Consider the following 12,466-nt stretch of genomic DNA (forward strand, 5'->3'; position numbering starts at 1 on the left):
TACTTATAATTTCTCTTTAGCCCTACTTTTATTTAGGTAGGGCTCCTATTCTTAAAGTAATAGGGGGGATTGACATGTTTATAATAATTGTTCTCGGCCTTGTACTATCTATTTCCTTTGTGACAGATATAAAAAAAAGAAGAATCTTAAATATTATTACCCTTCCAGCGATTTTACTAGGTTTTGTATACAATACGATTACCCTAGGTTGGGAGGGATTTTTGTTTAGTGGAAAGGGATTTCTAGTTGGACTTGGCTTCTTGCTGATTCCTTATTTATTAGGAGGAATGGGTGCTGGGGATGTAAAGTTGATGGCTGCAATTGGGGCGTTAATGGGGACAACATTTACCTTTTATTCCTTTATTTATACCGGACTGATTGGCGGAATCATAGCTTTGATTTTAATTATAAAATCTCAAGGTTTGTGGAATTTACTTAAATCGATGAGCTTTGTATTAAAATCTTTCTTCTTCAGGCTATTGTTTCTACGGAGCGACCTTGGAGAGATAGTTGTTAATAAAAATAAATCCAAGATCGCTTTTCCGTATGGTGTGGCAATTGTACTCGGTACAGTTTTAGCTTATCTGTTAGAAGGTGGACCATCATGAAATCTGAAAAAGGCCAGTCTTTAGTTGAATTTGCCCTTGTTCTCCCTTTACTGTTATTATTGTTGTTTGGCATTGTCGACTTCGGAAGAGTTTTCCATGCCTATTTAACGATTGATCACGCAGGGCGTGAAGCTGCCAGGGTGGCAAGCATTGGTAAGCCAGATACGATTATTAAAAGCACGGCGGTTAATTATGGGGTGAGCATTAATTTAAAAACAGATCAAGTAACTGTCAATCCTAACGAAACCGCTCGTTCCTCTGGGGATGAAGTAGAAATTAAAATTGTCTATCCAATTAATTTTCTCACACCAATCATTGGAGATATTGTTGGTCCATTAACCCTAACGGATAAGACTGTAATGAGGGTTGAGTAATGAAAAAAATATTGAAATACCTTAAAAACGATAGTGGTCAGGCCACAGTGCTAGTGGCGGCTATTTTAATTGCTATTCTCGGAATTACCGCTCTAGCCGTTGATGTTGGAAATGTGTATTTAGAAAAAAGTAAAATGCAAAAAGCTTTGGACGCAGCTGTACTTGGTGGTGCACAACTATTAATGACTGAATCAGAGGGTGCATCAGAAGCAAAGGCTGCAGAAATTTCTAACAATAATGGTTTTCCATTAAGCGTTGAGACCGAAGTGGAAGCATCGAGTGTAAATTACTATGTTAAAGCAACAAAAGAAAAAGAAGTAGAAATGTATTTTGCTAAAGTATTAGGATATAAAACCATGACGATTAAAGCGAAAGCAAAAGCTGTTATAAGACCGATTAGTGGACTAAGAGGATTAGTACCTGTAGCGGTGGAAAAGGATGCCATTCCAAGTAATGTGTATGACAAATTAACAATGGTTTATGTTGATAACTTGGTACCAGGGAATGTTGGATTCGTCGATCTTGACGGAACCATTGGCGGAGGTGCCAATGATTTGGTTCATCGAATCGAGAATGGTTATTCCGAATCGGTGTCAACCAGTAGTCCTGACGTCGAAAAAGACGGAATATATACCGAAACAGGTAAAACAGATGGAGCCTATGATGAATTTAAAGCTCGAATTGAATACGATATGCTAAACAATTCAGATAAATGTGGCAGTGCTGAGACTGCGGATTATTCATGTAAGCGATTAGTCTATGTACCTATTATCGAAAGCTGGACCGATGAAGATGGAGAAATATTGACTGGAGCTAAAGAGGTGGATGTTATTGGGTTTGCGGTCTTCTTCCTGAATTATGAGAATGTGAAAGTTCCAAATGATGAAAAGGACAAAGAAGGTAAAAAAGATAAAGAGGAAAATAAATTTGCGATAACTGGTCAATTCGTAACAAGATTGACCCAAGGAGAGTTAGAGGAACTGTTTGATGACTCGAAAGACTTTGGCCTATATGGTGTTAAATTAACAGAATAAAGAAATTTGCCGGAAGGGGGTAGGCGAGAATGAACGTGAAGAAGATTTGGATAATGTCATTAATATTTGGACTATTAATGGCTTTTGTTGTTTATATTGGTTTTTTTGCAAACAATTCCAACTCTGTCTCTAACGACGTTCAAAAGAAAACAACAGAGGTAAAAAAAGAAGTTACCACAAAAGCCACAGCTAAAGCAAATGATGACATCATTCAAAATCCAATGGTTAAAGTAAGCGATGGAAAAAGGGCCATTTCATTAAAAACAGTACTTGAAGCGGGAGTGTCAGGATATATTGAGGCAAATTCAAAAGTGGATGTCATTGCCTTTGAAACAACGATTGACGCAGCGACAAACAAAAAATTCAAATCCTCTGTATTAATCCTTCAGGATATCAAAGTTTTGGCAGTTGGGAAATCATCTGATACACCACAGGAAGCACTTGATTATCAAACAGTTACACTCGAAGTCACTCCTGATCAAGGGTTGACATTAAGCTTAGCTTCAAAGGATAAAGACGGCTTCTATTTCATGCTTCGAAATACAAAGGATAAAGGGAAAATTGAGGAAATGAAGCGTTCAACTAGAGAAGTGATTGAGGAAGGGAATGGCGATTAGTCATGATGAACTGGTACTATTTCTCTGACAACAATACCCCTTTTGAAAAATTAGACTCTTTGTTTAATAGTAAACAATATACATTGATCCAAATTTTTAATGTTGAAGAAATGCAACAGCATTTTTTGGAGCATAATCCATCCGTCCTTTTTTTAAAGGCTGAAACCAAATATGATGTTTACGATTTATGTCAGGAAGTTTCAGTACTCTATCCCCATGTGTATATCGTTTTAATTGTTCCTGATCATTTAGAAAACATGAAAAAAGCGATGCAAGTTGGTGCTTCGGATTTAATTAAGACTTCCTGCATGAATGGAGAGCTTGAAGAAATCATACTTCAGGCTGAAAAATATATGATGCATCGGAAAAGTAAAGACACAAGTTATGGTATAAATAAATCGAAAAAGGATGGCAGTGTCATTTCTGTGTGTAACCCAAAAGGCGGTTTGGGCCGAACATCATTAATTGTAAATATCGCAATTGCGTTTGCGAAGCAGGGGAAAAAGGTTGCGATCCTCGATGCGAATTTTCAATTTGGGGATGTTGCTCTTTACTTAGATTTGAAGCCAAAACGCACGATCTATGAATGGGTTAAAGAGGCCTATGGAAATGCTCAATATTCAATTGAACAGTATTTACTTCAACACACATCAGGGGTTTCAATTTTAGCCGCCCCTCCACGTCCTGAGTTTTTTGAATTCATCCATCTTGAGCATGTAAATAAGGCCATTGGAGAACTAAAAAAATTATTTGATGTGATCCTCATTGATCCCCCTGCATATTTATCGGAAATTCATCTAGTTTGCCTAAAGAATTCTGATGAAATATTAACCATCATGACTAATGATATTCCAGTTTTACGTACAACAAAACTTTACCTCGATATTCTGAACTCTTTAAATTACATAGGAAAAGTAAAGATAATTTTAAACCGGGAAATGAAAAGCAAGGGTTTAGAACGAAAAAGAATCGAGGAAATCTTGCAGATGAGCGTATTTGATTCTTTGCCTGATCAAGAAACGATAGTCAAAGCTTCACTTAATGAAGGTATTCCTTATATTCTCTCCCAACCAAGAGCACCAGTATCGAAAGCAGTACTTGGGTTGGCAGAATTACTTTTGAACAAGGAAGAACAGGCGAGTCAGATTCGTAAAAAAGAAAGACATGGATTTTTTTCGAAGAAATAAAGAAAGGGAGGGAGGATAAATGTCATTATTCACGATATTTGCCGGTGAGAAGGATGTTAAGCAAAGTGAAGAACAATTTCTAATAAAACAAAATGAAGTTATATCAACGGAAAAAACAAAGGAAGAAAATAGAAATTTCGGTAAAAGAAAAACCGAGGAATTTTGGGAGTTGGAATCATTATTGCATTCTCACGTTGTTGAGGAGTTAAAGCGTGTCCCAAATTTGGGGGTTGAAAATGAAAAATCCAGAATTGATGATATATGCCAATCCTTCCTTGAGTACGAGGGAGCGAGGCTTACCTTCGAGGAAAAACAAGAGCTTCAAACTTATGTTGAATATGAATTACTTGCATATGGACCAATTACACCTCTATTAAATGAAGAGGAAATCACCGAAGTAATGGTTAATGGTGCTAATCAAGTTTATTACGAAAAAAAGGGGAAACTGTATTCAAGCAATATTACCTTTCGTGATGACCAGCATGTGATTAGGGTCATCGAAAAGATTGTGTCCCCGTTAGGTCGTCGTATTGATGAAAGTTCACCAATGGTTGATGCACGTCTGCCGGATGGTTCACGGGTAAATGCAATTATTCCTCCATTATCTATTACTGGTCCAACACTTACAATTCGGAAATTTTCAGTTAAGCCTTTTGAAATGGAGGATTTAGTTAGACTAGATACTCTAAGTGAAGGAATGGCAGAATTTCTCGATATGTGTGTAAAGTCCAAGGTAAATATTTTTATCTCAGGAGGTACAGGTTCAGGGAAAACCTCTACCTTAAATGTACTGTCTTCCTTTATTCCATCCCATGAAAGGATAATTACAATTGAAGATGCGGCAGAGTTGAAATTGTCACAAGATCATCTTGTTTCCTTGGAAAGTAGACCTTCCAATATCGAAGGAAAAGGTGAAATCACCATCCGTGATTTGGTAAGGAACGCATTACGGATGCGCCCGGACCGGATTGTCGTTGGAGAGTGCCGTGGTGCAGAAGCATTGGATATGCTACAGGCAATGAATACTGGACATGAAGGAAGTTTAAGTACGGGTCATGCCAATTCTCCCAGGGATATGCTGGCTAGATTAGAAACGATGGTCATGATGGCAGGCTTTGATTTACCTGAAAAGGCGATTCGGGAACAAATAGCCAGTGCCATTGACTTGATTGTTCATCAATCCCGGATGAGTGATGGAACAAGAAAAATTACTAGTATAACTGAAGTAATTGGGCTGGAAGGAGATACCATCGTTTTGCAGGATTTGTTCCGCTTTCGTGAAAAGGGTTTAAATACGGATGGAAAGGTCGAAGGGAAATTCATTTCCACTGGTATTCGTCCAACCTTCGTGGAAAAGCTTGAATTATATGGCTTTACCTTACAACCTTCATTGTTTGCGGGTGAATGGGTATGAAAATATGGATACTATTAATATTCACATTCTTCGTTTCATTTGCTTTATTTTTTTTAGTATTGATTAGAATACAGCGAAAAAAGGTAGTCGATCGTCGGTTGGAGGTTTTCGTTCCTGAGAACCAATCTTCTAAGAAGGATGCTGAGGACTCTCCAAGGAAAAGTGCAATGAGAGAATTCATTTCTTCCATTAGTAAACTATTAAAGGGAATTTCATTTAGTGAAAGTACAAAAAGATTACTATCGGAAGCAGGGACACTGTTAAAACCTGAGGAATATTTTGTTCTGCGTATTTTAATTTGCCTCGGGGCAGGGTTGATTTCATGGATGATCGATTTCAATATCTTTCTAATTATCGGGATATGTGTGCTTGGATTTATGTATCCACAATTCTATATGAAAGGCAAGCGTAAAAAACGTTTGAATATCCTTTCTTATCAATTAATTGAAACATTAGGCATCATGTCAAATTCACTAAGGGCGGGTTTTAGTTTTATGCAGGCTATGCAATTAGCAGGAAAAGAAACTCCTGAGCCTCTAGGGCCGGAATTGGAACGAGCTGTAAGAGAATCTGGTTTAGGTGTTCCAATAGAGGAAGTATTTGAAAGTATGTTGAAACGCTTACCAAACAAAGAGTTGGAGGTTGTAATCAGGGCAATCCTTGCTCAGCGTCGAAGTGGCGGGAATTTGGCTGAATTGTTGGAGACAATGGAAGAAACGATTCGCGGCAGAATCAGAGTATTAGAAGAACTGCATACCTTAACCTCACAAGGAAGAATGTCCTCTTGGATTATTACATTGTTGCCAGTTGGTCTAGGATTATATTTATTCTTTTTAGGGGATGGATATTTTACGCCAATGCTCAAACATCCGCTTGGCTGGCTGATGCTTGCTTTAGCAGCCATATCCATTGTAATCGGCTGGATATTCATTCGCAAAATTATCAAGGTGGAGGTGTAGTGAAATGATTGACGTTGCTTTTTTGGTATTTACCTCCGCATTTGTTACTTTCATTACTGCAGGGACTTTGTCACTCATATTTAGGAAGAAACTCATTATTGAGGATCGCCTTGATAAACTTATAGACAATTCAAATTATCGGATTGAAGTAGTTAATAAAAGCGGAACGGAAATATTAAAGGAAAAGCACCATTTCTTTCAGTCTTATTGGAATATCGGAATTCAGTTTGTTAACAAGCGGATTTCCAAAGCTGAAAGAAGGAAATTGGAGATAATGCTTCGCGATGCAGGCTATCAATATAAGTTGACGGCAATTGAATTTCGTTTAATTCAACTTTTATTAACGGTGTGTAGTGGAGTTGTTATTTTCTTTTTATTTTTACCCTTAGCGGAAAACAAAGCACTGGCTTGGTTATTGGTGATATCTACTGCATTGCTCTTTTATCGGCTCCCATTGTTTTTTCTAGGTAAAAAACGGACACAGCGAATAAAAGAGATTGATCGAGCGATGGCAGACTTTTTCGATATGGTGAATGTCTTGCTTGAGGCAGGAATGGGTTTGGATGCAGCGCTTGCAGAAGTAAGCCTTCAAACTAAGGGTTCTTTGGGGGAAGAATTTTTTCGAACCCTAGAAGATATGAAACTTGGAAAATCAAGAAGGGAGGCTTTTTACGAACTTCGAAAAAGGGTCCCATCTGAAGCGTTTCAAAGTATTATGAATTCGTTAATCCAAGCTGACCAATTGGGTATCGGAATGGCTAAAGTACTTCGGAGTTTAACAGGAAGAATCCGGGAACATCGCCGTGAGAAAGCTCGCGAGCAGGCGATGAAGGCACCGGTAAAAATGCTGTTCCCGATGGTGTTCTTTATCTTCCCTTCCATGTTTATCGTTCTTTTGGGTCCTCTAGTTATTACACTTGTCACAAAAGGACTTGGAGGATAGAGAGATGAGGAGAGTAAACTGGAGTAAGTTTGCAGGAGATCCTTAAAATAGACATTACACATAAATGGTAATGTCTATTTTCCTTGTAATTAGAAAGGGGATTGAAGGGGATGTGGATAAATCGGTTTCTTAAAAGTACAAGTGGTGTCGCGATGGTGTATATAGCAATTTCTATTGTGGTTTTAATAGGATTTACAGGTTTAGTGATTGATGGAGGACGGTTATATCTTGCTAGATCCCAACTTCAAAAGGCGGTTGATGCAGGTGCCTTAGCCGGAGCAAATGTTATGCTCGAGGGACAGGAAATGGGTACAGGTTTTAATTACGAAGCAGCGAAGATTGAAGCAGATGAACTTGCAAAAGATAATTATAATAGTACGAAAATTTCTTATAATACAAGCTTTCCTGGAGATGACAATATTATAGAAGTTACTGGACAGGAAAAGGTGCCGTTATTCTTAATGCCTGTATTAGGGATTAATGATTCAACTGTCTCAGCAGTTGCCCAAGCGAAGGTTGGTGTATTAAACGAGGTTGATAAGGGAGTGGTCATTCCGATAGGAATTTACCTTCCAGGTTTTCCAGAAGATCCGGAAAAAGAATTAATTACCGGGGAGACATGGAATATTACTTCTAGTCCCGGAGAGGGAGTGAACGGTAATTTTGGTTTTTTAGATTTCTCAGAACTGGTCGATGATGGTCCAAATGGCGCTGTGGGAGTTGGGTATTATATTGAAAATGGCTCTCCAGTACCCATTTCAATTGGCAATCAATTAGCTACGCAAACAGGAGATGCCGTTAAAAGTTCAGTTATTACCATGCCTTTAAGCGAAAGAATTGGCGAAGAAGTATATGTGCCAATTGTTAGCAAGTTTGGCTCCGGTACTAGTGAAAAAGTTACTGTTCTTGGTTTTGCTGCTTTTGAATTAGTTGGCTATGATAAAAACGATCACGCAATAAGTGCAATATTTATTAGGACAATTCTCCCTGGTGAATTAGGTGAGGGTACAACGAATTATGGAACCTATACTGTTGAACTAATCTTATAGTATTTTAGAAAGGACTAAGGATTAAGTTGAAAATGTGGGATATTACTATAGAAAAAAGTTGATTTTTAGAATGAGTTTCTTAAAATCAGCTTTTTTATTTTACTAATTATAGTCCTTGCAAACCCATTACATAACAAAAAAATTGTGCTCAATCAACAAAGGTGGTAATTATTTCAGAAAATTAACAATAATCATTTCATTAATTCCTAGTAAACTTATAGAATTTCTGTTGACATCAATTTGATCTGTGTTAAAATTTAAAATAATTAATAGACATTGTTTTTATAAGAATAAAGTAACAAGCTACTGACTGGACAACTAGAAGTAGTTTTATCTGTATTTAAACGATAAAACTGCCTTTGTTTATAAAATAGGCTGTGTTAAAGAACAATGTTGATTTTGAGAACTCTGTTGATTGGAGTGGAAGGTGCGAGACTCCTGCGGGAGAAGGTGTCACGGGAGACCCCACAGGCGCTATGGCGCCGAGGAGGCTCCCGGACTCCCCCGCGGAAAGCGAGCACCTGGAGCGGAAATCAACAGCCCATTTTAACACAGCTATAAAATAAGAATGGAGGCGTAACACGTGGCCGAGAAACTGACTTATAACAATTTTGATTCATATCCTCAGATTAATATTGTTGAGGACGAACAAACAAAAGGGGCATTAAATGTACTAAATTGGGCTTATAACCATTATTTAGATGATGAACTGGTTTATGCTTGTAGCTTTGGGATTGAGGGAATGGTATTGATTGACCTAATTTCTAAAGTAAATGATACAGCGAAAATCGTTTTCCTCGATACAGATCTTCATTTTGAAGAAACTTATAAACTCATTGATGAGGTTAAGAAAAGATATCCTAATTTACGAATTGAACTAAAAAAACCAAATCTAACACTTGAGCAACAAGCAGCTGAATACGGAGACGAATTATGGAAACGAGAGCCAAATAAGTGCTGTGAGATAAGAAAAGTTATTCCACTGAACGAGGTTCTATCCGGAACAACGGCTTGGTTGTCAGGGTTAAGACGAGAACAATCCGAAACTAGAAAAAATACAAACTACTTTAATAAAGACAATAAATTCAAATCAATTAAAATTTGTCCATTAATTCATTGGACGTGGAAGGATATTTGGAGATACGCTCACAAAAATGGTTTGCCTTATAATATTCTTCACGACAATGGCTATCCAAGCATTGGCTGCAAACCTTGTACTCAACCGGCCTTCAATGCTGAAGATTTACGTTCAGGTAGATGGACTGGTTCTGGCAAAACTGAGTGTGGACTTCATCTATAAGAGGTAAACAACCATGATCATTACTTATTTAGCAGGAGCTATTGCTTTATTTTTCGCAATGAATATTGGCGCAAGTGGTGCAGCGGCATCGGTAAGTGTTGCCTATGGTTCTGGTGCAATCGCCAGTAGGAGAAACGCTCTTTTCCTTTGCGGGATTGCGATTTTTGCAGGAGCAGTGATCGGTGGTAGTGAAGTAATTAAGACCATTGGCGAAAACATTATACCGAGTTCACTGTTAACACCGAAAGTGGTATTGGTTATTTTATCATCTGCAGCTCTGTCATTATTTATCGCAAACTTAATTGGAATCCCCTTATCAACAAGTGAAATTACAGTTGGATCTGTTGTTGGAGTGGGGGTTGCCTATAAGGCTTTATTTATTAATAACATCCTTGTAATTGTTAGCTTTTGGATTATCGTTCCTGCTGCAGCGTTTCTTGTTGCGATCGTATTTGGAAAAGGGATAAAAAAGCTTCAGAAAAAATACCCTAATTTAGAAAAGGGAAAGAATAAGCAAATTCTCACGGTTTTTGTTATCATTGTCGGCTTTTTTGAAGCTTTTTCAGCGGGAATGAATAATGTAGCTAATGCAGCTGGTCCGTTAGTTGGAGCGGGAATTATTTCAATCAATACCGGAATGATTGTCGGAGGAGTTTTTATTGCTGTTGGTGCTGTTCTCCTGGGGGGACGTGTTTTAGAAACAAACGGGAAAAAGATCACGAAGTTTTCTTTACTTGAAGGCGGTGCCGTATCAGGTACTGGAGCATTTTTAGTTATTCTATCATCTATTTTTGGCTTACCGGTTCCGCTTACCCAAGTAACGAGCACGGCAATTATTGGGATTAGCACAGTTCAAAATGGAGCAAATGCTTTAAAAAAGAACATCATCACGAAAATCATCAAAGTGTGGATTGTTTCACCGATTCTTTCTCTAGTTATCTCTTATGGATTAATAAAACTGTTTGTTGAGAGTGATATTTACGAAGTAGTGGTACTTTTCAGTGTTTGCGCGGCAACGCTAGGAACGATTAGCTTACTCAAAACGATTAGAGAAGACTCCCGTACGATTTATGAAGAAGGCGGAGGAATTTAATTATAATTCCTACTAAAAACATGTGTATAGTGAATTAATTTTGTTTCTAACCCACTAAAAACATAGGGATAGTTACTTTAAATTATTAAAAGGATTAAACAGGAGGTATTTTGTAATGGCATTAAGTACACCACATGGCGGAACATTAGTTAACCGCTGGAATCCGGAGAAACCGGTAGAAAATATTATCAAGGAAATTGAAATTGACAGCATGGCGCTTAGCGATCTTGAATTGATTGCAACAGGAGCATATAGCCCAATTGAAGGATTCCTAACCAAAGAAGACTATGAATCAGTAGTAAATAATATGCGTCTTGCCGATGGTCACGTTTGGAGTATCCCGATCACGCTTCCGATTTCAGAGGACCAAGCCCAAGCGGTTAAAATTGGTGAAGAATACCGACTAGTATATAAAGAAGAAACTTACGGAGTAATTACTGTATCTGACCTTTTCGAACCAAACAAAGAAGTAGAGGCTGAATTGGTTTATCGGACAACAGATTTAGCTCACCCTGGTGTAAAAAAGCTATTTGATCGTGGGAATATTTATGTAGGTGGAAAAATTACCCTAACCAAACGGATCGAAAGACAGCAGTTCCAAAGCTATTATTTAGATCCTGCTGAAACAAGAGTTATTTTTGAAGAAAAGGGCTGGAACACAGTTGTTGGTTTCCAAACTCGAAATCCAGTTCACCGTGCTCACGAATACATCCAAAAAACTGCTCTTGAAACAGTTGACGGCTTGTTCTTAAACCCTCTTGTTGGCGAAACAAAATCTGACGACATTCCAGCAGATGTACGGATGGAAAGCTATGAAGTGTTACTTAAAAATTATTATCCTCAAGATCGTGTTTATTTAGCAGTGTTCCCTGCAGCTATGCGTTATGCAGGTCCGCGTGAAGCGATTTTCCATGCTATGGTTCGCAAAAATTATGGCTGCACTCACTTTATCGTTGGTCGTGACCATGCAGGTGTCGGTGATTATTATGGAACATACGATGCACAACTTATTTTTAGCAACTTTACTGTAGAAGAGCTTGGTATTAACTTAATGTTCTTTGAGCATAGCTTCTATTGCTCAAAATGCGAAAACATGGCATCGACAAAAACGTGCCCGCACGGTAAGGAACACCATGCCATTTTGTCCGGAACAAAAGTTAGAGAATTACTTCGCAATGGTGAGATTCCGCCAAGCACATTCAGCCGAAAGGAAGTTGTTGAAGTATTGATTAAAGGGCTTCGCGAACACGCTTTAAAGGCCTAACCAGGTAACGAGGAGGATTATACTTTGGGAAAAAGTACAAATATTACATGGCATGAGTTATCATTATCTAAAGAAGCACGACGCAAACAAAACGGACATCAAAGCTTTGTCCTTTGGTTTACGGGATTATCTGGTTCAGGGAAATCAACGGTGGCAAACGCTCTTGCACAAAAACTATTTGAGATCGGAATTAGGAACTATGTATTAGACGGAGATAATATTCGTCATGGACTTAATAAGGACCTAGGTTTTTCTGATAGCGATCGTACAGAAAATATCCGCCGTATTGGTGAAGTATCTAAGTTGTTCGTTGATAGCGGCCAGGTTGTCTTAACAGCATTTATTTCACCATTTATTGCAGACCGTGAGCTAGTTCGCGGCCTACTTGAAGACGGGGAATTTATCGAGGTTTATGTAAAATGCCCGCTTGAGGAATGTGAAAAGCGTGATCCAAAAGGATTATATGATAAAGCAAGAAAAGGCTTAATTCCTGACTTTACTGGAATTCATTCACCATACGAAGAACCGATCAACCCAGAATTAGTAGTGAATACTAGCGAGTCATCCGTAGACGAATGCGTCGAGCAAATTATTGCTTATTTGTCTTCAAAAAACGCGATATAG

Annotated in this window: 13 protein-coding genes; all 13 read left to right on the plus strand. The window is 38.1% G+C overall.

The window, feature by feature from the left end:
* The first annotated feature begins 74 nt into the window (after positions 1-74).
* On the plus strand, positions 75-608 hold the full coding sequence (locus ACI48O_RS04475; protein WP_435560531.1) for an A24 family peptidase: 534 nt from the start codon (positions 75-77) through the stop codon (positions 606-608).
* Positions 605-982, plus strand: a complete 378-nt coding sequence (locus ACI48O_RS04480) for a TadE/TadG family type IV pilus assembly protein (RefSeq protein WP_435560532.1) — start codon at positions 605-607, stop codon at positions 980-982. Before ACI48O_RS04475 ends, ACI48O_RS04480 begins: the two co-directional genes overlap by 4 nt.
* Positions 982-2,016 (plus strand): Tad domain-containing protein, encoded by a 1,035-nt coding sequence (locus ACI48O_RS04485; RefSeq protein ID WP_435560533.1) that lies wholly within the window; start codon positions 982-984, stop codon positions 2,014-2,016. Before ACI48O_RS04480 ends, ACI48O_RS04485 begins: the two co-directional genes overlap by 1 nt.
* A 29-nt stretch (positions 2,017-2,045) precedes the next feature.
* A complete protein-coding gene (gene cpaB / locus ACI48O_RS04490) occupies positions 2,046-2,633 on the plus strand; it encodes a Flp pilus assembly protein CpaB (RefSeq protein WP_435560534.1) in 588 nt (195 codons plus the stop codon).
* Positions 2,634-2,635: 2 nt separating this feature from the next.
* Complete coding sequence (locus tag ACI48O_RS04495) at positions 2,636-3,820, plus strand: CpaE/TadZ family protein (RefSeq protein WP_435560535.1); 1,185 nt, start codon at positions 2,636-2,638, stop codon at positions 3,818-3,820.
* A 19-nt stretch (positions 3,821-3,839) separates the two neighbouring features.
* A complete protein-coding gene (locus ACI48O_RS04500) occupies positions 3,840-5,234 on the plus strand; it encodes a CpaF family protein (protein ID WP_435560536.1) in 1,395 nt (464 codons plus the stop codon).
* Positions 5,231-6,193, plus strand: a complete 963-nt coding sequence (locus ACI48O_RS04505) for a type II secretion system F family protein (RefSeq protein ID WP_435560537.1) — start codon at positions 5,231-5,233, stop codon at positions 6,191-6,193. The genes ACI48O_RS04500 and ACI48O_RS04505 overlap by 4 nt, the downstream gene beginning before the upstream one ends.
* A 4-nt stretch (positions 6,194-6,197) precedes the next feature.
* Positions 6,198-7,136, plus strand: coding sequence for a type II secretion system F family protein (locus ACI48O_RS04510; protein ID WP_435560538.1), 939 nt, complete (start codon positions 6,198-6,200; stop codon positions 7,134-7,136).
* Between the two features lie 110 nt (positions 7,137-7,246).
* Positions 7,247-8,185, plus strand: coding sequence for a pilus assembly protein TadG-related protein (locus ACI48O_RS04515; protein WP_435560539.1), 939 nt, complete (start codon positions 7,247-7,249; stop codon positions 8,183-8,185).
* Between the two features lie 583 nt (positions 8,186-8,768).
* Entirely contained in the window at positions 8,769-9,485 is a 717-nt protein-coding gene (locus ACI48O_RS04520; RefSeq protein ID WP_435560540.1) for a phosphoadenylyl-sulfate reductase, read from the plus strand.
* A gap of 13 nt (positions 9,486-9,498) precedes the next feature.
* On the plus strand, positions 9,499-10,578 hold the full coding sequence (locus ACI48O_RS04525; RefSeq protein ID WP_435560541.1) for an inorganic phosphate transporter: 1,080 nt from the start codon (positions 9,499-9,501) through the stop codon (positions 10,576-10,578).
* A gap of 115 nt (positions 10,579-10,693) precedes the next feature.
* A complete protein-coding gene (gene sat, locus ACI48O_RS04530; RefSeq protein WP_435560542.1) occupies positions 10,694-11,842 on the plus strand; it encodes a sulfate adenylyltransferase in 1,149 nt (382 codons plus the stop codon).
* A 24-nt stretch (positions 11,843-11,866) separates the two neighbouring features.
* Complete coding sequence (gene cysC, locus ACI48O_RS04535; protein ID WP_435560543.1) at positions 11,867-12,466, plus strand: adenylyl-sulfate kinase; 600 nt, start codon at positions 11,867-11,869, stop codon at positions 12,464-12,466.

The sequence above is a fragment of the Neobacillus terrisolis genome (assembly GCF_051233475.1).
In the GTDB taxonomy this organism is placed as follows: Bacteria; Bacillota; Bacilli; order Bacillales; family Cytobacillaceae; genus Bacillus_BU.